Consider the following 23,322-nt stretch of genomic DNA (forward strand, 5'->3'; position numbering starts at 1 on the left):
AGGAATCGGGAAAAGGGACAGAAGCAACAGTTCGTTCACAAATCGGCAAGGCACTCTCTCGGGAGCTTTGTAAAATTTAGTTGTAATTATTTGCTTGATCATTATGCACCACAGGCAACCCCAGGTAGATATTTATTTAGCTGACAGGCAACATTTACGATTCGGCTCATCCAACAAAAGCAGTAAGCGATGGAGGGCATCAAGCACAGGTGCATCTAACCACTGTAGACAGAATCGTACCTGGATCACACGGCCACGGCCCTGCGTTGACCGGGTCTCGTCGGCGTGGCTCATCGCACGTTTCATCGACCCCAAAGCCAGATTCATCTTCAACAACAATCCAAAGGAACGCCCTGGAGCCGTTCCATTCGATATGTACCAGGCTAGCGGTTTCAGTCACACGAAAATCATTGCACCTTCGAGACCATCTGCCGACGCTTCGGAATCAAGGACAAGGTCGTGCTTCTTATTGCCGAAGCAATTCATGATGCGGACCTCGAAGACGAGCGATTCGGGCGCAGTGAAGGGATCACCATCAATACCATCCTCGGTGGTTGGGGCCGCCAGGGGCTCTCGGATGAGGAGCTTCTTAAGCGGGGGATGAACCTGTTGGAAGGGTTGTATATGTCCCTGAGTAGGACGAAACCATAATGGAAAGGCGGGTTGAGAATGAAGGCACGTCGAACGACCGTAATTACCATTCTCGCCATGGTCGCTCTTGGAGCGGTCGGCGCACTGTGGATTAAATGGCGCGGATTCCGTGCCTCTTCGACTCCGTCCGCAATCGAAGCAGGCATAGCGCGTTCCTTACGCAACTTTGCTATTCCCGGCGATGAACGCAAGCGAACCAATCCTTTGGCTAATGACGATGTGGCACTCGAACAAGGGCGAGAGCAGTTTATGGCGCAATGCGCTACCTGCCACGGGGTGGATGGCCACGGCAGCACCGTGATCGGCACAAACGAGTATCCGCGAGTCCCGGATCTGCACTCCGACCTGACGCAACGGATGAGCGACGGCGAGATTCATTACATCATTCAGAATGGTGTGCAGCTTACCGGTATGCCCGCGATGCGGGGCATCCATTCGGAGACGGATTCTGAGAGTTGGAAGCTGGTCTCTTTCATTCGGAGTTTCCGCAGCTCTACGTATCAAGATGCCGCACTTCAGAGAAGCGTCATGGGTTCCGCTCACTATGTCGGCTCAGAATCGTGCGCGAAGTGTCATGCGGAGCTCTACGAACGCTGGAAGAAAACCCCAATGGCGAACGTCGTCCGTGATCCCCGAGAACACCCGGACGCCATCATTCCTGATCTCAACACAAACAACGTGGCTAAGTTCACAGTAGATCAAGTGGCTTTCGTCTACGGCAGCAGGTGGAAGCAGCGCTATTTTACGAAGATCGGTAACGACTACTATCCATTACCAGTGCAATGGGACATCGGTAATAAAAAATGGACGAAGTACCACGTACCCGACACGGGCGCGGATTGGTGGGCAGCTTACTACCCCTCTGACAATATGCAGCGTCCGACCGGGCCTACCTGTGATGGCTGTCACTCCGTGAATTACGACATCCACACCAAAGAGGTGACTGAATGGAATGTCGGCTGTGAGCGCTGCCATGGTCCGGGCAGTGAACATGTTGCACACCCCACTCGCGCGAACATTCTGAATCCATCCGCAATGGATACTGTGGCTTCAGACGATACGTGCATCCAATGCCATTCCCAGGGACGGCCTCGTGCTGGCCTGATCGACGGCAAGGCTTACGACTGGCCGGTCGGCTACCATGTCGGTCTTCGCCTGGCGGACTATTGGAAACTCGAAGACACAACACTCGGGCAAACAGACTTTCTGCACTTTGCAGACGGAACCGCGCATAAGAACCGAATGCAGGGCAATGATTTCGTGCAGAGCGTGATGTACCGCCACGGCGTGACCTGTGCCACCTGTCACGATGTCCACGGCACTAACAACTATGCCCAGCTCCGGGAACCGGCACAAAAACTCTGCCTCAGCTGCCATGGTCCGAACTCACCCAACGGGCCTCATACCGCAAGTCTGGAGGAGCACACGCACCATAAGGATGGCAGCCCCGGCAGCCAGTGCGTTTCCTGCCACATGCCAAAGATTGAGACTCAGGGCGTGCCCGGTTCCTTCGTCAGCTCCCACACATTCCAGTTCATTACCCCGGCAATGACCGACAAGTACAAGATGCCGAACCCTTGTACGTCATGCCATACCAACAAGTCCACGGACTGGGCCAACAAGGCATTACTGGGCTGGAAGACCACATCGCCATGGCGCGTTGGGCAATGAATAAGTCGAGGATGCTTGAAGGCCAAGTGGTCTAGTTACGCTATAGATTTTGCTAGTGCTCAAATAAAGACAATGAACTCGTTTCCCTTACGGAATCCTAATTGTCGAGAATGAACCCGGACTTAGGGACGTAGAGAAAAGCTTGCTGGAAACCCAGGGCTTCGAGGCCCTTTGTTCGGAGGACGGCTTCGCGGACCTTATCACTCTCAAGCGTGCGCGCTTCCGAACATCACTTCCTCAGTGATTGCACTGGGAGCAGAGTCCATAGAGAAAGAATTCATGTCCGGCCGTACGAAAGCCTCGTGGCACCGTTGGAGATCCGGGTGAACGGTGCGGTCCGAGAGGCATAAAATGTACCCAGCTTGGCCTCAACTTCCACGCAATCCTGTTTTCGGTAAGCTTTTGTTGATCGAACAGGTTGGCGTGAGGAGAAAGGGGCCACTGACACGGTTGAGCGTGCGCTTCACCATGGCCACGTCCTCTTCCAATGACTCTGGGCTGTATTGAACCGCAATGACTTCATGGCCGGTCCGCTTGTCACGTGGGAATGACCTTGCTGAAGCACGAGCCATCGGCCCAGATGCCGTGGCAGAACACGATTGTCGGAATGTCACCCCAAACACTTTTCGCACGAAACTAACTTCAAGTGGATAGGAAGGCAGCATCCCCATGCTCTCGCAACTGCTGTCAGCAGTGCGCTTGTGGGAGCCGTTACACTGGCAAGCATTGCTCCGCGTAAGGCAGCGGCCAAGCAGATCCTTAAGAACACCCGCGAATACGTCCTAAACGATATTCACGAGTCGCATCTTCTGTCTGCAGGAAAGGGTACCCGCAAGCATTTTGATAACAAAGTTTTCACAGACTCGATGCTAGCATCTGATCATTTTCCTTCGACTACTATTACAGCAACGGTATAAGGCTCGAGATCTACAGAGAAGTCTTTCGCATAATTCAATGGCCGACTCACGGGCATGATCGCATTCGGATGATCTAGGGAAGCAGAATCCATTAGACCCGCGGTGATGGTGTGCAACGTCATGACCGCATTGTCTGGCACGGCAGCGCCCTGCAGCCGCACGAGCAGAACGTTCCGTTCCGCCTGGTAGTTGACAGCTTTGATCACAATGCGACGGCGGTCAGTGCTTGCTGTGGCCACCGCTTCGATAGAACCATCTACCCATTCTGTTGGGATCGTTGTCGATATCTTATCGAATAGAATCTGGCGGTCGGGAACATCATGGAAGGCTCCGGATGCGGAAGCGAGATACCGTTCTGCGTAGTGCTCGCGAAAAAGCTTTTCAACCACGTAGCTCCCGCCTGGAAACCAAGAAACGTGGTCATGGTAGATGGAAGAGGTCCACTTGGGATCGTCGGTCGTGTTCCGCATAAGAAGCGCAGGACAGGTCATAGTCAGATTGGGGCTGAGTTCTTCGTAGAGTATTAGGCTTCCGGCCGCATGAAGGCCAGCGCGCCAATCGTAAGTATGTTGAAGGCTCCACTCGAGAACTCCGATTTCAATATTTGGGTGCTTCGAAACACGCACGTAGTCCCGCAACTTAACAAGGTAATCGCGAATGCGTCGCAGACCAGTCTGGAAGTTCTCCGGTTCGTACTCGTAATTGTGACAGCCAAGGATGTCGAAATTATCTCCCGCGAGATCGATCACTTTCTCGCTCCAATCCATATCATTGGACCGTTTCTGTCCACATGCCACGATTCGCGCGTCAGGAGCAATTGCGCGCAGCCGACTGCCATAGACATTAACAATTTCCGCGTACTGCTCAGGAGTAAAGCCATTATTCATAGGCTCGTTGTCGATCTGAAAGAATCTCACACCGTAAGGATCAGGATGGCCGTTGGACATTCGCAGCTTTCCCCATTGGGTGGCTGGGGGATCATTGAGATAGTGAACCCAATCCATGGCGTACTCGATCTGCTCGGCTTTTATGCCTGGGCAAGCCAGTGTAATCAGGGGCTCGGCGTTGAGCTTTCTGCAGAGCCCCAGAAACTCATCTGTTCCGAATCCAAAGTAATCCGAGTACCCTCCCCAGTAGGTGTTGGGATGGTAACCGCGCGACGCATACCGACCGATACCTTCTTTCCACTTGTATGTGGAAGCAAAGGAACCTCCAGGCCAACGGATAAAAGACGGCTGGAGACCCCTGAGAGCCTGCAGCAAGTCGGGGCGCAACATGCCATCGTGCCGAACGTCTGCGCGCATCATTGAGACGAAATCGAGTAAGAGTGCGCCATGGCCCGATGCACTTAGCTCGATCAACGCCTGAGTATCTCTCACAGGGCTGGTGAACGAGTAGGGGATCTCTTGCCAATCTGAATCGACGAATATAAGCGGCATTGATGTGATCGTGGCCCCTGTGGAGCTAGTCACCCTAAGTGTCAATTGAGGAGCTCCCTTTTCGCGTTTGATCCAGATCGAGCCGTCATACTTGATTCCCGCTTCAAGAAAGAGACGACCTTGCCGGATGCTCGCGTGACCACCATCGACCTGCAGACGTACACTCTTCTTGCCGTTCTGAAAATCAATGTCTGCTAGTTCGACATGGCCGCGGTCCGAGAACTTCTCCCAGTATGTCTTGAAGTCTTCGCCCTCGAACCCTGCACCGCGAATCTGTTCGGCAAAGAGCCCATCCTCCACCGAATGGTTGATGTGTTCGAGAAACTGGCCATAAATTTTCCCATCGATCGAAACAGTCACTCTATCGGTATCAACGAGCAAGACGGCGATTTTGGATTTACCTCCAGAGGGAACAATGCTGGGAAGCAATGGGCTGGACGCAGCAGATAGTGGGCCTGCAGCAGTAGCTGCCAACGAGCTTACGAGAAAACGTCGCCGATTCATCCGGTAGAATCCAATCCGATCACGTGGTTTGCTGATGACAGGAGAGCTGATCGAAGGCTAAGCCGCGCTAATGGTCGCTGCAAACAGCCTTGAAGCAGAGGTTCCTGCTGAAGAACGGCAGCACGTGGTTTTGAAAGCGATCTGCGACTGCGCTCGTGTGAGTTCCCTCGTAGATCTCAAAACTGTTTTGTAAACCATATTGATCGAATAGTTCGTGGAGTTTGGCGGCATCGACCTTAAGGCCGTCCTTATCGCCGACGTCTATAGAGATGTCCTTATAACGTCGCAAATTGCCGATGTATTGATCGGCAAATGCCAGGGGAGCGTTGGCTGCCCACTTGGCAAGAATATCCGGCTGCGGCTCGCCATCTTTGACAGGAAGATCGAGATAAAGAGGCGGATTTTTGGGATTGGGCGACCATGCTGCTGCCGATGCCAGCTGCGCTCTGATGCTAAACGGAAGCGATGCAGAATCCGCCGGCGTCTTCATGCTCTGCACCGCTTTTTCGAGATCTGAAGCTGCAGGGCCGATCTTACGGGCCGATAGACAACACGGACTCATGATGTAGAGGCTGCCAAAGACATCGGGATGCTTCATGCCTATGCGTGTCGCACCATAGCCGCCCATGGAATGCCCGACAAGCCCCCTGCTCGCTCGATTCGGGATTGTCCTGTAGTGCGCGTCAATGTAGGCGACTACATCTTTTGCGATGAACTGTTCAAAATCGCCGGTTGTAATCGAACTGGAATACATCGAGCCGTTGTGGACTGTCTTTGAGTCAGGGAGGACGACAATCATCTCCTGTGCGCCCTTAGCAAACGCCCCCTCAATGGTCTGTGGTACATGAATCTCCTTGCTCCACTGCTCGGCCCCGATGGAGTAACCGTGTAAGGCATACACGACGGGATAGCGCCGTGTTTTGTCGGTCGCGTAACTTGGAGGCAGGTAAACAATCACCGGCCGATCGACAGCGTCCCCTTCCAGATTGCCTTCGAGCGAGACGCCATGCACAGTAATCAGCTCTACCTTTGCAGGCTTTGCCCCCGGAACTACAGCCGGTACCAGAGTTTGAACCTGAGCCTGCATGCAGAAAGCTCCTACGAGCCCCCACTGCAGGAACATCAATGCTAATCGTTTCATCCACATTCGGATTCTCTCCACTCAAGCTTTCATTAGCTCAGCAGTATCTTGCGAACGCTTCCGTCCGGATCGTCCACCATGCGACACGTTTTGTCGAAGACCATCGTCTGGCACTTCGATGGATCACTTGGCGTCCATGCAAGTTCAGGTTGGCTTGGATCTCCACTGCGAGCGAAGTTAGCCCAGGCTGTGCTCATCTTCTTCGCAAGCGCCTGAGCCTCTGGCGTATTCCCGGTCCCCTGCTCGCAGCGCTTCGTATTATCGAAGCAGAATGCGAGTTCAGCCGTATGCCACGCTCCGCACTCGCCATCGAGCATAGGCGATTGCCACGTGAACCAATATTGATACACGGGCGCTCCTCCCTGCCCGTGCTTCAGCTTTACCATCCGCTGCACATTGTTGCGCGCGTTCAAACCCTGAACTCCATAGGAAAGAGTGCGGATACTCTTTTCAGGATGGGCCCTCTTCATCGCGGCGATGAGTGCTACCGCCTTCTCATGGCCATAAACCTTCGTGAGCGTCTCCTGCCACTCAGCTTCTGTCGGATTCAACCGGTACTGCATTCCCTCTTCACTCACTGACCCAACAAGCATCGGGACGCTCTTCGAAACATCGGGAGCCGTATCGTAGAACGATCGAGCCATTACGGTGCGGCCATCCACTGTTGGCGACCAACCGACCCTGGGGGTTGCAGGAGGAGTCGAGCCGGGTCCGCTGAGACCTCTGGGAGCGGGATTGATCTTTGCAATCGCAGCATTACCGGCAGCGAAAAGTCGCGACCACTCCATCTTTTTCAAAGACCCGATATCGTTAGGCGCAAGCCCAAGCTCTTTCATCACTTGCCGCGCCAGTTCCCTTGACTGTTCGGCGCTAGGAATATTTCCCCCTCCGCCTGATTGCACACCGGCCCGATGGATGAGACCTGCGGCTGAAGGCATCCCCATGAGGCAGGTGACCTTCGATCCTCCGCCAGACTGGCCATAGATCATGACCTTATCGGGATCGCCACCGAAGTTTGCAATGTTCTCACGTATCCAGCGGAGCGAAGCGACCAGATCCATCATCCCAACGTTTACCGAATCTTCGTAGAGGGAACCGCCAATCTCCGAAAGATCGAAAAATCCCAGGATGTTGAGTCTATGGTTTACAGACACCTGAACGACGTCATGATTGCGAGCCATCTGAGCCCCTTCGTGCGATGGCAGTTCGTATGCGGAGCCAAAGCTGAATCCGCCCCCGTGGAAGTACACCATCACAGGGCGCTGGCCGGAAAGACTGGGCGTCCAGATATTCAGCTTGAGCATATCCTCGCTCATGTAGCCGTCATCCCAATCGAAGAGAAACGACATCTCGATCGATTTGTAGTTGTGCAGTGTCTGTGGGCAGTTCGCTCCATAGACCAGTGCCGGATACTCGTCCATCCACGGAGTGGGCGCTTTGGCCGGTAACCATCGATTTTCTCCAGCAGTATTCTGGCCATAAGGAATACCCTTGAAGGTGTACACGTCACCGCTGATATATCCGCGAACCTTACCGTATTGCGTCTTTGCGGCCGCGCTCCGCGGCGTTGCGCAGCTCCCCGGATGCTGATGGGCCGCCGTCTTGGTGCTATCGAGTGCATGCAGTTGCTCACAGAATGTCAGCCCTACACCGGCCGATGCTGATAGCCGAAGCGCCTCACGTCGAGTCATACGAAGATCCTCTAGCAAGTTTTTTTTCATTTTCAAAGCTCCTGAAAACGTTTTCCCCATAAGGCGTCTCAACTATTACGGAGTGATTCGGCTCGCACATTTTGCTTTGCAAAGAGGGCAAGCAACATACTACCCTCACAATTGCTTTTATTCGCAACTCAAAATAAATATTTTTCGAAAAGGTTGGGATCCGCGTCGTTCTATTCAGCCGAGATCTGTTCTTGAGAGTTTGATATTTTCCAGACGGTTCTCCCGGCTTGCCTGCCAGCCCCATGCCTTGCCTAAGACCAAAGCTAATATATGGGCCGGAAAATTTTGCGCATGAGATCCTCTACTCTTCTTAAGGTGGCCCAAACACATCGGTGGATAGCTCTGCGTGCATCAGATCCACGGGTCTCTTCGCAAGCGTCTGCGTCGATCTGGAATTCTCTAATTTGAGTTTGACGATTGCCCTGTGTCGCGTGCTCTAATTGACAACTGACAGAAAAGGATCCCGGTTCCAGATGCCTGTCAGAAAGAGAACGACATGCGCGTTTTAAGCATTGGTGAAGTTCTTTGGGACCATTGCGGCGCGGTGAAAACCATAGGAGGAGCTCCTCTTAACTTTTCTGCGCATCTTTCACGGTTGGGAAATACCGTTGCGATCCTGAGCGCGGTTGGCCAAGACGAGTTTGGTCAGAAAGCACTGGAAGAGATCGGAAAACTAGGTGTTGACCGGCGGTTTCTTCAAAGCACCCGCTCTGCCCCTACTGGCGGTACCCGCGTCACGACTGGACAAGCGGGCGAACCTTCCTCAATGATCATTCATCCCGCTGCCTATGAGTATGCAAAGTTTGATCCAGCGACCGTCCAGGAGGTGTGCAGGTTCGCCCCTGACTGGCTGTATATTGGCACGCTTTTCCATTCGTCTCCCCATCTCCTCGAGCAGACGTTGGCTCTGCGGCAAAGCATGAATCGTCTGCGTGTGCTCTATGACGTCAATCTTCGACGGGATAACTGGAATCTTCAGTTGGTAGAGCGCTTGTCGCATTATGCTGACATCGTGAAGATGAACGAATCGGAGGCGCGAACCTTGGCAGACACGATAAATATTGGCGGTCACCAGAGTTGGCTCAATGAATTTTGCTGTGCATGGCTTAGCCGGTTCAATCTGGAGTGTATTTGTATAAGCCTCGGCTCGGCAGGCTGCGCAATTGCAGCGGGCAATACAGCCTGCGTCATTCCCTGCATCCCGATTTCCCCGGTAGACGCTCTCGGGGCCGGAGATGCCTTCTGCGCAGGCTTTCTACATGCCTGGCATCATGGCTGGAATGTTTATGAGACGGGTGAGCTTGCCAATTTTCTTGGACGAGTGGTCGCCACTAAGTCGGGGGCTATTCCAGAATGGTCGGTGGAGGAATGCCGTCTACTACAGGAGCAGTTCGGCATTCCTCCACTTATATGCGTCCCGGCTAGTTGAGCCGGAACGCATATAAGGTGTCAGTCGCCCCGACTACGATGTACTGCTTACCATCCAGCAGAAAGGTCTGGACGGGACCGGAGACGTCGCCAATGTGTGCATGCCAGAGCGGGTTTCCGTTGGCAGGATCGTAAGCTACAAGATTCCCTTGAGGATCGCCCGTGAAGAGGAGGCCCCCAGCGGTGTTTAGCAGCGCATGCCCAACATTGGTCCCCCCCCATCCACCTGCTTCCGGATATTTATGGCGCCACGCGATCTTACCAGTCTTGTAGTCCATCGCCGTAAGGTAGTTGCCGATGAGGCCAACACCTAGTTCGTCCTTACCGCCAAGCCCCATAGCTCCGCGAGGATCCGTCTCAGTAAGGTAGTACATAGAGTAAGCATCTTCACTGGTGACATAGAAGAGGCCCGTCTGAGGATTAAAGGATGGTGGCATCCAGTTTGTAGCTCCCGCATTGACCGGCGACACCAAAGAGCCGGCGATGTCGAAATCCTTCTTCGGATTGCGGATGGGGCGGCCTTTTTCATCAAGGCCGGTCGCCCAGTTGGCCGTGGGCGAGAACTTGCTTGTGAGCAGGTGCTCGCCAGTGGTGCGGTCCAGTACGTAGAAGTAACCATTTCGTGTGGCTTGCAGAACCAGCTTGCGCTGCTTGCCGTTGAAATCACCGTCGACCAGAACAGGTGTCTGCGTGGAATCCCAGTCGTGCGTGTCGTGAGGCGACGTCTGGTAATACCAGACGAGTTTGCCGGTGTCGACGTTGAGAGCTACCAAAGAACAGGTATAGAGGTTGTCGCCCTCGCCGCGACTCTGTGACGTGTAGGCCGGAGTCGGATTTCCCGTACCGATGATATATAGATACGTGTCAGGGTCATAGGAGCCGGGAATCCACATGGGACCACCTCCGTACCGGGCTGCGCGAAGGTTAGCCCAGGTCTTCAGAGCAGGATCGTCCTTGGTCTGCGGCGTGGCATACCACTTCCACTGTACTTCACCGGTGTCCGGATCAAAGGAGGTGAGTGCCTGGGGAGCATCCAAATCATTTCCCGTGCCGACCAGCACATGATTGCCGATCAGGATAGGAGCCCCAGTGGAAAAATACTGTTCATTGAACGGAGCGATAACTTTGTGCCACTTTTCGCTGCCGTCTTTAGCGCTGATGGCAACCAGATAATCGTCTGGCGTTTCGAGAAAGAGAGTGTCCTTATAAAGCGCCATGCCACGATTACCGGTGTGCGTACCGCCACGTGTCTTCCAGACGAAATGCCAAAGGATGTTGCCATCACGTGCGTCCATGGCCCAGGCATTGTCAGGTGTCGAAACGTAAATTTTTCCGTCCCATATGATCGCGGAGGAGACGATACGGCTGGAGCGTGAGGTCGCTCCGCTCTCGTTCAGACTGCCATCGCCTTCACCGGCAACGATGGTCGGAATTGGGGCCGGTCCACCAAAGAAGCTCATCCGGCCACCGGCCGATGGCAAGCCCGAGGTAATGCGGGAGGTCCAGGCAAGCGAAAGATTCTTCACATTAGCGGCACTGATCTGGTCGAGCTGGCTGTATCTTTGCCCGGTGTAGTCACCTGAGTACGTGGGCCAGGAATCGTTTAAGCGGCCAAGCAGCTTATCCGGAGTTAGCATCTGAGCAGGTGAAGAAAAAGATAGACCTGCAACTAAAGCAGCTGTAAGAAATAGGCTCGTGCGCTTCATTTGATCGATACCATGTATGCAGTGATGTCGTGAATCGACTTATCGGTGTAGGTAGACAGCAGATCGAGGTGTCCCTTCAGAGGATCTGTCACGACCACCTTAGGCAGATCGCCATTGCGGGAAAAGCTGCGAATTTCTCCATCGTCGGTCTTGAGACGCACGATGAAATCATCCATGCGGAGAAGTTCTCCGCTCACCTTCCCTTCGGCAGTTTCAACCGTGACCTTCTTCTCCGGAGCTTTGACAGCGGGATCACCGCCTCGCATGCCCGGCATCATCCACGATTGTTGTAGAGCCCGCGGATCCTTGATTCTGGAGCCGATCCCCTTCAGATCGCCAGTGACTGAATGACAGGAGGCACACTTCTGATCGAAGTCTTTTTTTCCGGCTGCAGCATCACCAACAGGAATCACAATGTGGCCATTTCGGCCACGTTCATTTCCGCTGACCGGAAGGCTATGCAGGAAACCCGCAATCTGTTTGATCTGCTCGGCAGACATATCAAAAGCAGGCATTCCCTGCTGTGGACGTCCGTGAAGGACGACTGGGCCGATCTTCTCTCCATCCTGGTCATTGAGAACAATCTCAGATCTAAGAAGATTCGGACCACTCTCACCTCCGCGTGCGTCGGATCCGTGGCAGAAGGCACAGCGGACGCTGAACAGATTCTTGCCCTGCTCCGCCAGGGCGGGATCAACTGCTTTTCTGGCGTAAGGATTCCGGCGCACCGGAGGAGCGCTGGGCGCTTGCTGCGCCCAGATGTCCTTCAGCACAAGAAAACCGGTGAAAGTTGTAAAGAAAACTACTCCGGTGACCACCATCGGGTTTGACTTTCGTCCGTACCTGTTCACTACGCCTCCTCTGCCTCAAAGCCCGGGTTAGTCTGCTGATTCAGCACGATTGCAGTTTCATGACTCATCTCGCGAACGGTGTCGGTGATGCTTTCCCTGCCGATGCCGCTCTGCTTATAGCCGCCAAAGGGAACATTGCCAGGCCGGAAAGAACCCGGCCCATTTACTACCACTCCACCTACTTCCATCCGGTGCGCAACTGTGAGCGCATTATGAATATTTTCTGAAAAGACACTTGCCTGTAGCCCGTACGGCGATTCGTTGACTATCCTGATTGCTTCGCCGATCGCCTTGAAAGAAACAATCGGTGCGACCGGGCCAAAGACCTCATCGAGCAGGCAAGGCATGGAGTTGTCCACCTCGAGCAGGACCGTGGGCTCGTAGTAATTGTCGCCGACGCGATTTCCACCGACCAGGCATTTGGCTCCCATCGCGATGGACTTCTGGACTTCCTGATCTACACGCTCCGCCGCCTGCGGAGTGATAAGAGGTCCGAGATCGGTCTCATCCGAAAGAGGATCTCCCATCTTGATCGCTTTAGTCTTATTGACCAGGGCCTCAAGGAAGGGAGACATGATCTTTTCGTCTACCAGGATGCGTTTAACCGCGCAGCAGATTTGCCCGGCTCCATTGGTAAGCCGTCCATCCACAACTGCGGCTGCGGCTGCGTCAATATTGGCGTCTTCAAGCACGATCATCGCATCCACACCGCCGAGCTCGAAAGCGGTACGCTTAATTGAATCCGCGGCAAGCTTTGCGATCGCTTTAGCAGCCGTGACGCCGCCGGTGAAGCTGACCATGGCAACCTCGGGATGCGTGATCAGGCGGTTGCCAAGTTCACGAGGATAGCCCGTCAACATCTGTATTCCTCCAAGAGGCAGACCCGCTTCAATCAGAATCTGACCAAGGCGCAATACTGTGAGTGGGCACTGTTCCGGGAGTTTCACGATCACCGCGTTGCCGGCCGCCAACGCGCCAGGAATCTTGTGAGCGAACAGTTCGGCCGGGTAGTTGAAGGGTACGATGCCCACAACCAGACCCATGGGATGGCGAATGGTATAGGCGATCATATGCTCGAGTCCGGCGACAGCATCCATGGGGATTGTCTGTCCACGCATCCGCTTGGCCTCTTCGGAGAAATCGAGGAAGAGGCGCTGCGTTGCCGTCATCTCGCTCCGGCACTGCCTGATCGTCTTACCATTTTCGCGGCAGAGGAGCTGGCTGAGCTCCTCATGACGCGCGGCAATTATATCGGCAGCCTTGCGCAGAATGTCACTTCTGCGGTGCGCAGGCATCCTGCGCATCATCTCGCGGCCACGCAGGCCAGCTTCAAGAGCGCGCTCCACATCGGCCTCGTTGGCTTGGGGAACAGTATCGACCAGCTCACCTGTTGCAGGGTTACAGATCTGCATCGTACGTGCGCTAAGAGAATCAACGAATTTTCCATCGATCAGCATTTGCATGATTCGAATCTCCATGGGTGTCGCAGGGAAATGCCTGGCTCTTGGAATAAATTTATGGGCGCTTGATCGCGTCCTTGCAGTACTGCAGACAGCTCGCAAGCTCAATGGCAGGACCGGCGGGGCCGACGTACTCAATGCAGGCAGGAAAACTCCATTTCTCCTTCTTGAGCAGTTGGAAGACCGCAATGAGCGGGGTCTCGCCATCGCCAAACGGAACCGATTCTCCACCGTGACTTATCCGGTCTTTGATGTGGATGTTCGTGATGCGGGTATGGTGCTCTTTGAGATAGGCAACCGGATCGTACCCGCTGGCAAAGAAATGGCCCACGTCGAGGTTTACCCAGAACTTGTTGGAGAGCTCCATCGCCTGCGCAAACTCTTGAGGGCCGATGGTGTGGTTGTGTAACGCAACGATGACATCATGCTTCTCCGCGAAAGGCTTGAGGCGCGGAAAAATATCCACCGGCGAAGAGGCCGTAATAATCTTTGTGCCCAGGGCTTTAGTCATCAAAAAACCCTTTTCGATCTCTTCATCCGTGAAATATTTATCGAAGCTGAGATTGTAGGAGAAAAACTGTAGACCAGCATCGGTAAACATCTTGCCGACCTCCTCGAATTTTTCGAGACCGACATTCAGGCGCCACTGCCGTAAAGCTTCACGCTTGGCAGGGTCGGGGGCCGGAAACATTGGATGGCTCCCCTTGGGGCGGGGAGGACGCGGGACCCACGGGCCGGGCCGGCCGGCTCCGGGCAACGGAACCGGTGCTCCAAGGAAGTTTTCCACGTGCTCAGACATCGTATCGATCGTGGAGAGACCGACAGCTCGCATGGTGGCAATAATTTCCTTGATGCCCATGCCGCTAAAGGTGAAGCTTGCTGACTGAACTCCCATCAGCACACCATCAATCGTTGAATTGATTGGCTTCACGGCATCCTCCGCCCTGGCAGAGGTACCGTATTTCGCAAGAGCTACAGCTGCAAGCGCTGAAGCAGTAAATTTTCTACGGGTAATCATGTTCTCTCTCTTTTTTTGGTGCGATCGCAACTGCCGAATGAGCCTATGTGGTGAGGTGCAGAAGTTCCGTAAACATCGTCGTCTGGTGGTAGGTTCCCCATTCCGGTCCGTCTACAGCGCCTTTGATATAAGCCCGCTCTCCGAGAGCCTCACGCGGTTTTCCGGGGATGACACCTTCAAACCAGCCGCCATATTCGTGATCCATGAAATTCCCCTTCACGAAGTCGGTGGCTTGATGGAAGGTCGGCCATAGATCGCTGCGCCCATGCAGAGTGGCGTACCGTGCAGTGGCCTTCATGGTCTCGCACTGCGTCCACCAGATCATGTAGTCGCGGGCAGGACCGCTGCCATCAGCGTTGGCGATCATCCATGTACCGCCGGTAGGTTTGTCGAAGCCCACCTTAAGTCCCAGATCGATGCTGCGGGCACCGAGTTCAATAAACTTCTTATCTGCACCCAATTCGACCGCACGGCTGAAGAGCGTACCCCACTCGAAGAGATGGCCGACATTGAAGGTCTTAGGCTCCGGAGCTTTCCAGTTTTCGTCGTAGCCCTCAGGCAGATAGCCAAGCTTGTAGTCGTACATCTTTTCGAAAGCACCCATCTCTGTCTGGATCTCGTTCCAGACCTCCTTCGATTTGGTCGTGTCATAGAGGGCCAGCAGGGCCTCGAACATGTGTACGTTCAAGCCGTGGCGACGAGCCATGAATCCGCTAGATCGGCCCCCCGCACGCGGCGCTCCGGAAGGATTCCCAATCGTCATCGGAGCGGGCCCGCTGAAGTCGCGCTTCATGCTGTTGTAGAAGAATTGACCATCACGCATCTTCGTGCTGACCTCATGCCAGGACTGCATCGCTGCATCGGCATATTCCTTCTTGCCGGTAACGCGGGCCGCATGCGCGAGCGGAAAGATGGTGAAGCTGGTGTAACCAGTCTTGGTATCGTCGATGACCTTCAAGTCAGGGGTGGTGCGATTGAAGTATCCGCCGAATTTCGGGTCGCGCATATTAATCAGGAAATCCGCACATTTGGTGACTGCATCCAGATACCGCTTGTCCTTCGAGTATTCATAACCGGCGACCATGCAGTAGAGCTGCCGCCCTTGCCCGTTAAGGCTGGCTTCCCGCTGGGTGCCATAAGGTTTCCACTGACGATCGAGGTTCTCTTGAATGAAGCCGTTCGGCATCACGGATGCTTCGAGCCAATAATCCAGCAGGTCGTTGATCATCGCTTTTTTTACCCACGCACGATCGATGTGCTTTGCCGCGACTGCGACCGTTGCAGAGTTTGCAGCGCTTTTCGCAGAGCCTTTAGTGGCCTCTGCCCAACCATACCCAGACAGGAGAGAGATTCCCCCCAAAGTCAACCTGCTGAATTCCCTTCTCGTGATCATGTCCTCTCCTTGTTGAATGCGATTACAGAATGGCAACCGAAATTGGCCGCGAAACGGTGGTAGAAGCATAGCTCAACCAATAGTCCTATTACTATAGGTTTATTTAAGAAAATGATTGTCTCCGCGCAGAGGTAAAGGTCCGGGTTACTTAGGAATGCGCAGCCGTCAGGCGGCTGCGAAAGAGGATCAGAATAAGGACAACAATCATCGACATGGCCGGTAGCAGAAGCAACCCTCGTCCCACTCCCTCGGCATCCGTGCCAGAGAGCCAGCCGATCACGGGAGAACTGACTACAAGTCCGCTGAAGCCGCAGGTAATGGCAAAACCGATCGCGGTGGCCGCCTGCTTCTTGAATAAACGTCCGACGATGGCAATGGTCGTTGGGAAGATGGGAGCCATGACAAATCCGGCCAGAAAGACCAGCGGAGCGCCACCGGCAAGAGATGGAGCCTTTAGCATGCCGAACGTGATAACGCCCATGAGAACGCAGCAGGTTAGAGTAACGTAATACGGCGACGCCTTGGTGAGGAGTTTGCTTGCAACCATGCGGCCTATGAGGAGGCCGGAGGCGAAGCCAAAGGACAATATATTTAGGGCCTTCGCAGTTGGAATCCCTGTGGAGATAAGGAACTTCGGAAACCAGTTCCAGATACCAAACTCACAGGCGGTATAAAGAAAAATAATGGAGGCCAGCACATAAAGGAGGCCGGAGCGGAAGATATTTCCCTTCTCCTCATCCCCGGATGCATGATCCTGCTTTTTTTCCGGCATCGGGGTAAAGACAGCCACTGCAAGTGCGAGCGCGGAAATAACGATACCGCAGTAGGCGCTCTTAACGGCATCAGCACCCAGGAGATTGCCGGCGACGAAAGGGGTAGCGAAACCGCCAAGTCCCGCAAAAATATTCAGAAAGTTGATGGTTGCGGCACGCCGATTGTCCGGAACATCACTCGCAATTGCATTTGAACCTACAATCACAAGGCTTCCCCCGCATCCCAGAATCACCATAGCCAGGATGCTAAGCCCCAGGCTCGCAGGGTGCGACAAAATAGCGAGTCCGATCAGACTGGCAAGCAGACCAATGATGATGCCTGCCTTTTTGCCTTTAGCATCCATGAATGCTCCGGCCACAACTGAAGTCGCAGCAAGCCCGAGCCCCTGCGATAACGCCAGATATCCAACCTGCGTGTTCGAGAGTGAGAGGATTGTACCCAGACTAGGAACAATGGTCCCCAGCAAAGAAGCCAGCATCCCGTAGATAAATATCACGAGGCACGCTACAAAAATAAGCACAGACGACGACCCTCACCTACCTATAAAGTGTCAACGAATCAACTGAACTTCGAACTCTGTGTGATCTCCACGATGTTTCGCAACGAAATACTCGAGTGCGGTTCCATCGGCCAGGAAACCTACGCTGGACAGCAATAGCGCGGGGCTCTTCGGTTTCACTTTCAGCAATGCTGCTTCTCTCGTATTCAGTGCGATGGCGCGAATAGTGCGCACGCCTTTCGCTATTACCAACCCGAGCTTCTGGTCCAGCACGCGGTAGAGGGACTTATCGGAGAAATCCTCCGACAAGAGAGAGACACAGTGCTCATAATTTAAATAAGTCTTAACGAAGACTTCGGGCACGTCTCCGAGATAGCGCACGCGGGTAAGCAGAATCACCTTTGCACCCTCGGCAACGCCTAGTTTTCTGGCAACGTCTGCATCAGCTGGGATGGACTTCAACTCGAGTACCTTGGTTCGAGGATTCTGCCCTCCACGTTCCGCTTCTTCATGAAAGCCTCTGAGGCTCTGCATGAGCGCTCCACGGTACTCTGGATGTGAGATCGTCGTCTTCTTGCCGTTTCGTTTTTTGAGAAGGCCACGATGCTCTAGATCTGCGAACGCCTGGCGTACTACGGTCCTGCTCAGGCCAAAGTGGTCACAGAATGCCTGTTCACTAGGCAGGCTTTGACCTGGAAGCCATTTGTTGGCACGGATCTTCTCTTCAATAAGCTTGATGAGCTGAAAATAAAGCGGAATCGGGCTCGCTTCTACTATTGTTCCAAGTTCGTCCAAAGTTACCGTAGCTGTGGAAGTTGTACTCATGCGGTGGCACCATCGCAGCCATGGGCCGCGATGCCTCTCTTGCTCTATAGCGATTCTCGAAGTGCCGCCAACAATGCGGGCAAGGCAAAACGAAATATGCGAGCAGCGTGCGCGCCGACGCATCCTCGGATCGCCTAAGCGATGACGACCTTCCGCTAGATAGTATCCTATCCTTATAGGGAGCAAAAAACTTTCTCCGTTTTCACTGACTACTGCTTGAAGTCCACAAGCACGAACTGCCGAGCCATCAGCTCATTTCCGTCATCGTTCGGATGTATATGATCTCCAGGATCAAGTTCTAAACGGAGCTTCGCTGGCTGCCCCGGAGTACGCAGAGCTTTATCGAAATCAACGATTGCATCGAAATTACCCGGGGTGCGAATCCAATCGTTGACAGATTGCCTGGTTGCTTCACCAATTGGGCCGGCGAGCCACACTCCTTCCTCCGGAGTGAGCGTAGCCCCCATCACTTTGATGTTGTGCATATGAGCCCGCGCAATCAATTGTTGATATCCGGCAATCAAATCCTCCGCCTTCAAAGCTTCCTCGCCCTCAATCTGTCCATGAATGTTGATATCGTTAATGCCTTCCAGCAGAACAACCCACCTCACGCCGGGCCGACTCAGTACATCTCTGTCAAAACGAGCCAGTGCGCTTACCCCGGCGCCATCTTGCAGTACCTCATTCCCGGAGATTCCCTCATTCAATACGCTTGCTCTGGGCGAACCTGCCGTCGTAAGCAGGCGGTTCTGCAACAAAGTCGGCCATGCATGGTTTGCGTCCACCGTGGTTTTGAATCCATCTGTAATCGAATCACCCAGAGCGACGATCGTAAATCGATCAATCGGGGCGAGCACGTCAATACCCGAAAGCCACATATAGGATGTCGTCGTCGTGGACGAAGGGGGCATCTCAGCGCTGGCCGTTTCGTTGCCTTCGGCGAGATAGCTCGTGTGAAGTCCGAGGGCATGCGTCGTCGGGATGCCCTCGGAGTCTCTGACGTAAATCGAAACCGCTACATTCGACGAATCTGGCAACGACAGGTCAACGGGGTCACTGGTTGCGACGACTCCAGGAGGAATCTTGATCTCCCGATGACCCGAGAAAGTAAGGCTGCGATCTGTGCCAACGACTATAGCTGAACCTTCCCCCTTCCTGGCGATATGCACGGAGCCAAGAATGACAGGTTTCTTGCCAAATGCATTCGAAAGTTCGATGCGGATCTTATGACCGCCGACACCGACCCTCGCCGTCATACGAATTGTCTTGTCGCGTATATCCGTTGGGGGGACGGGCCGCGCATTCCCATGACTTCCTCGAAAATTCGGCCGCTTAACTGTTGGCGGGACATTCGGCACGTCGGGAACGGTGGGTGCAAGTTCCTGCGCTGTCGCCCATGTCCCAATCCAATGGGTCTTCGGTGCGGCATGCGCCGTCGGCATTCCGCTGTTCAATACGAGCGCCATCAATGTGGCGCTCCAGACCTTCCTCATGCCAATCCTCTCAGACTAACGAAATATGGACTCGGAGAATGGAGTGGGGAAAAGGGAGCCGCTCGCGCGGCCCCTCATCCTGGGAGTTAGTAAGTCAATCTCAGACCAAACTGAATCTGCCTTGGGTTGTTGGCTTGCGCCGTAACCTTGCCATAGTTGCCACCGTCGTAAGCTGCCGTCGATGGAGCTTGAAATTGAACGCGATTGAAGACGTTGAAGAATTCCGCCGTGAAGCTCACGGTTACCGATTCACGAATCGGAGTTGCCTTCAGAAGCGAGAAGTCATAGTTATTGACACCGTGGCGACGGATCGCTCCATCGACGCGAGGCTCATTGCCGAACTCAAACTTTCCGGGCGCGGTAAAGCACGATTTGTTGAACCAGGAGCCACTATCCACACGCTTGTGTGCATCGGACTCAGGCACTTTGTTACAACCCGGAACCACATTCGGACGCGTTGTTCCCTGCCCGATGCCGTTCTGGTAATATCCGCCACCACCGAAGTAGCTAGCTATGTCATTGGGGGCCGCGAGAATCCCAAGGGGAGTTCCCGAACGGAATGTGGAAATGCCATTCACTCGCCATCCAGAGACAAGTACTCCGACGGGTCCCTGAGCATTGGAAAGCCACATCTGCTGCTTGCCAAACGGCAAATCAATACCATATCCAACGACGGCGGAGTGACGATAATCCGAAGTGCTGACGGACCACTCTCCAGCAAGATTGTTGTTGTTCTGAACCGTTCCCTGATAGGTGCTGCCACCTTCGAGAAACTGCGTTACCGAATCAGTATTGGACATCAGCTTGCCCCATGTATAAGCAACCTGCAAGATGCCGCCATGCGAAAAGCGTTTTTTGAATGAGGCTTGAAGCGAGTTGTAACGAGATGCGCTGTTTCGGCTGCCAGCTGCTGTCACATAGTTGTACTGGGGGAATGGCTTGAGCAGAAGCCCTTTATATACGGTTGGCTGAGAAAGCAACCCAGAGGCAATCCTCCCATAGAACGGATTTGGGACCAGCGTTTCGAGATCGCTTCCCATCGAGAGATATTTGTCCGGGATTTGATTGATGTTTGAAGCCGACCAGGTGTTCGCTCCCTGAGCCTGCAGGTGAACGCCCTTCGACGCTCCATAGGCGAGGCCATAACTTGCGGACGAGCCGAGTTCGTGCTCGAAGGCAAGATTCCACTGCTGAACGTAGCTATACGGCTGGTTTGGAAGACGCGATTGGATGTTCTGCCCATAAAGTGCAGTCAGACGCGATGCATCGCCACGGCCAGGCGTCAGAACCCCGTTAGGAAATGGATTCGCTACGGTTGTATTGGTTTGGCTAAAAGTATTGTTCGACTTGAAGGTATTACCAACCAGGGTGGCCGCCGTATTAACACTGGAGCTGTTCGGGCCATCCTGCGAAAGAGTAGATGGCAGGTAAGAGATGCCATATCCACCGCGCACAACCATCTTGTCCGTCAAACGATATGCAAAACCCACGCGAGGCGAGAAGAGCAGCCAATGCAGATTTTCCTCGCGACGTGAGGGACGGTCGCTGCTTCCCACAAGAGCAAGTTTCCCAACGAGGTCCTGATTTGTGCCTAGAGCGGGGTTGAAGATCGTTCCCAACGGACTGGGAGCATCAGGAAGTATGACTGTGTTCCAATTATTCGCTTCGGAGTATGAGCCGGGCTGATCCCAGCGCAGACCAAGATCGAGCGTCAGCTTTCTCGTAGCTTGAAAGTTGTCTGTGATAAAGAATCCATAGTTATGCAGGAACGCCCGCGATCCGCCGATGGCTTGTGCCGAGGTGCTGTTGGGAGTACCAAGCAAAGCAGACGCCACAGAATAGCCGGAACCTGGAATGGAGGGGTTTGCCGTCGTCTGTGCCGAGAAACTGAAGACGTTGCCTCCGCTGTCCGGATCGGCAATCCACTGGACACTGCGCCATGATGCACCAGCTTTAACAGTGTGCCGTCCCAGGATCTTCGTAATACTGCCGGAAAGAGCATAGACATTGGTATGCCAGTAAAGCTGGCCCGGGCCGGTGCTGCCAGCTATACCTGTGCCAGCAAAACTAAAGGCCGTAGGAAGCATCTGACCGAGCGCACTCTGCATTGCCGCCAGGCCAGGCGAGATGCCGGAGATGTCCGTTCCCAAACCGCGAGGATAAGTGTATTGATAAACCCGGAGATAGGACGCGCGTCCGTCGATAATCGTAGTCGGGTTGACGGTAAAGGTATCACCAATGATCGCAATGTGGTCCGAGATTCCGCCAGGAGCCGCGGGTTCGAATGCCGGGACACCCGGATATGGATTGGTCGTCAGGCTCTCCACTTTGAATTTGGCGTATTTCGCGAATGCGATGTTTCGAGTGCCAAAGTTTTGATCGACACGCGCGTTAATCTGCTGATTGGTGTAACGCGTTCGAGTAGTCGTGATGTAGTTACTTGCAATGGCATTCGGATTTGTTGCTTCTGCGGGATAGTCTTGCTTCAGCAACGCAGTAACAGCCGGATCGATACGACTGGGACAGATGACATTGAGGACACCATTGCACTGAAACTGAACCCCGCCATTTGCATTGTCGTAAATCTTTGGATAAAGCGGAGAGCTAAAGTCTCCGCGGAGCGCAGCCGCAGTTGGAACCGTGGTGGTAGACAGGTTTCCGCTTACAACCGGCTGCCGTTCATAACCTGCAAAGAAAAAGGTCTTATCGCGTTTTATGGGGCCGCCGATCGTTCCACCGAACTGGTTCTGGATGTACGAAGGACGTGCACGACCGGCGCGGTTGCTAAAGAAATCATTTGCGTTCAAAACGCGATTGCGATGATATTCATAAAGCGAACCGTGGAAGGCATTGCTTCCTGATTTCGTGCTGATATTGATGACGCCGCCAGCAAAGCCTCCGAACTCGGCGCTTACATTGCTGGTTGATACACGGAACTCCCGTACGGTGTCCTGTGAAGGAATGAACGAGGTCGCGTTATTGGCTGGAATGTTGGCCTGTACGCCATCGACAAACGAGATGCTCTGATTCCCGAAGCCACCACCGATCTGATAATTGCCATAGGCTATAAGGTTTGTAGACATATTTCCGCTGGTATTGCCCTGCGCGATGACACCAGGAACAAGCGTGAGCAGGTTGTTGACATTCCGTCCATTCAATGGAATGTCCTGAATCGTGCGGCCTTCGATCACCCCGCCGAGATTCGCAGTGTCGGTCTGGATGAGGGGAGCTGCGCTGGATACCTCCACCGTCTCACTAACATTGCCGACTTGGAGAGAGGCGTCAGCACGCGCTGTGCTTCCTATCTGTACCTGCAGGTTAGAGAGGGTGAGATGTTTGAACCCCGACAGGTCGATGTCGATACGGTAATTTCCGGGATTCAAGTTCACGAAGCTATACGTCCCGGCTTCGCTCGTGTCCATGGAATGGACCTGATTCGTTTCCTGATTCGTAAGCGTTACCTTCGCTCCGGGCACCGCGGCTCCCGAGGCATCGGTTACAGTGCCTACCACGGAACCGAAAGTCGTCTGCGCCCGCGTGGAGCCTCCAAACAGGACTAGCACGATCATGACTAGCGAGAAAAAGCTCGCGGCATGAAGAGTGCTTTCCTTCATCATTCCAAATTTATCTTTCATCGTATCTCCCTCACGCTGCCCTACTGGCCCTGAAATGAATTCTCAAACCTGGCGTGCTGTAATGATAGGTGGACAGCTTGGCGGACATGCTATGAATACCGCTCGACGTCTGTCAAGGACAATTTCTCGAGCGAGGTGAAAATAGAGATATTGACGCAAGCGTTTGAATTGATGTACTCCTATGAGTACAGGTTGC

The 23,322-nt window shown here is 53.9% G+C and carries 14 protein-coding genes and 1 pseudogene; 3 read left to right on the plus strand and 12 right to left on the minus strand.

The genetic code is table 11. From position 1 onward, the window contains the following. Window positions 1-103: 103 nt before the first annotated feature. Window positions 104-651: pseudogene (locus tag GWR55_RS06160) on the plus strand (chromate resistance protein ChrB domain-containing protein). A gap of 18 nt (window positions 652-669) precedes the next feature. Continuing rightward, a complete protein-coding gene (locus tag GWR55_RS06165; protein WP_162401478.1) occupies window positions 670-2,322 on the plus strand; it encodes a c-type cytochrome in 1,653 nt (550 codons plus the stop codon). 880 nt (window positions 2,323-3,202) lie between these two features. On the opposite strand, the gene GWR55_RS06170 is transcribed toward GWR55_RS06165, so the two are convergent. The 3 genes from GWR55_RS06170 to GWR55_RS06180 form a co-directional block, all read right to left on the minus strand. Continuing rightward, window positions 3,203-5,152 (minus strand): alpha-L-arabinofuranosidase C-terminal domain-containing protein, encoded by a 1,950-nt coding sequence (locus tag GWR55_RS06170; RefSeq protein ID WP_238398678.1) that lies wholly within the window; start codon window positions 5,150-5,152, stop codon window positions 3,203-3,205. Between the two features lie 97 nt (window positions 5,153-5,249). Continuing rightward, window positions 5,250-6,323: an alpha/beta hydrolase family protein gene (locus tag GWR55_RS06175; protein ID WP_162401480.1), complete on the minus strand. Its 1,074-nt coding sequence runs from the start codon at window positions 6,321-6,323 to the stop codon at window positions 5,250-5,252. 32 nt (window positions 6,324-6,355) lie between these two features. Further along, window positions 6,356-8,014 carry a carboxylesterase/lipase family protein gene (locus GWR55_RS06180; protein ID WP_238398679.1) on the minus strand — a complete coding sequence of 553 codons (1,659 nt, stop codon included), beginning with the start codon at window positions 8,012-8,014 and terminating at the stop codon, window positions 6,356-6,358. A 526-nt stretch (window positions 8,015-8,540) separates the two neighbouring features. Here GWR55_RS06180 and GWR55_RS06185 point away from each other — a divergent pair. Next, entirely contained in the window at window positions 8,541-9,473 is a 933-nt protein-coding gene (locus GWR55_RS06185; protein ID WP_162401482.1) for a carbohydrate kinase family protein, read from the plus strand. On the opposite strand, the gene GWR55_RS06190 is transcribed toward GWR55_RS06185, so the two are convergent. The 9 genes from GWR55_RS06190 to GWR55_RS06230 all read right to left on the minus strand — a co-directional run bounded on the left by GWR55_RS06190 (window position 9,466) and on the right by GWR55_RS06230 (window position 23,126). Then, window positions 9,466-11,109 carry an acido-empty-quinoprotein group A gene (locus GWR55_RS06190; protein WP_238398680.1) on the minus strand — a complete coding sequence of 548 codons (1,644 nt, stop codon included), beginning with the start codon at window positions 11,107-11,109 and terminating at the stop codon, window positions 9,466-9,468. The two genes, GWR55_RS06185 and GWR55_RS06190, sit on opposite strands and share 8 nt — an antisense overlap. Window positions 11,110-11,174: 65 nt before the next feature. Continuing rightward, window positions 11,175-12,029: a c-type cytochrome gene (locus GWR55_RS06195; RefSeq protein WP_162401484.1), complete on the minus strand. Its 855-nt coding sequence runs from the start codon at window positions 12,027-12,029 to the stop codon at window positions 11,175-11,177. After that, window positions 12,029-13,492, minus strand: a complete 1,464-nt coding sequence (locus tag GWR55_RS06200) for an aldehyde dehydrogenase family protein (protein ID WP_162401485.1) — start codon at window positions 13,490-13,492, stop codon at window positions 12,029-12,031. The genes GWR55_RS06195 and GWR55_RS06200 overlap by 1 nt, the downstream gene beginning before the upstream one ends. Before the next feature lie 52 nt (window positions 13,493-13,544). After that, window positions 13,545-14,507 (minus strand): sugar phosphate isomerase/epimerase, encoded by a 963-nt coding sequence (locus GWR55_RS06205; protein WP_162401486.1) that lies wholly within the window; start codon window positions 14,505-14,507, stop codon window positions 13,545-13,547. Between the two features lie 43 nt (window positions 14,508-14,550). Next, on the minus strand, window positions 14,551-15,900 hold the full coding sequence (locus tag GWR55_RS06210) for an AGE family epimerase/isomerase (RefSeq protein ID WP_162401487.1): 1,350 nt from the start codon (window positions 15,898-15,900) through the stop codon (window positions 14,551-14,553). A gap of 148 nt (window positions 15,901-16,048) precedes the next feature. Then, on the minus strand, window positions 16,049-17,152 hold the full coding sequence (locus tag GWR55_RS06215) for a sugar MFS transporter (protein ID WP_162401488.1): 1,104 nt from the start codon (window positions 17,150-17,152) through the stop codon (window positions 16,049-16,051). A gap of 72 nt (window positions 17,153-17,224) precedes the next feature. Further along, window positions 17,225-17,998: a GntR family transcriptional regulator gene (locus GWR55_RS06220; protein WP_162401489.1), complete on the minus strand. Its 774-nt coding sequence runs from the start codon at window positions 17,996-17,998 to the stop codon at window positions 17,225-17,227. Window positions 17,999-18,207: 209 nt separating this feature from the next. Further along, window positions 18,208-19,491, minus strand: coding sequence for an SGNH/GDSL hydrolase family protein (locus tag GWR55_RS06225; RefSeq protein ID WP_202925588.1), 1,284 nt, complete (start codon window positions 19,489-19,491; stop codon window positions 18,208-18,210). A gap of 86 nt (window positions 19,492-19,577) precedes the next feature. Continuing rightward, complete coding sequence (locus GWR55_RS06230) at window positions 19,578-23,126, minus strand: TonB-dependent receptor (protein WP_162401490.1); 3,549 nt, start codon at window positions 23,124-23,126, stop codon at window positions 19,578-19,580. Window positions 23,127-23,322: the final 196 nt, after the last annotated feature.

Source organism: Edaphobacter sp. 12200R-103 (assembly GCF_010093025.1).
Taxonomy (GTDB): Bacteria; Acidobacteriota; Terriglobia; order Terriglobales; family Acidobacteriaceae; genus Edaphobacter.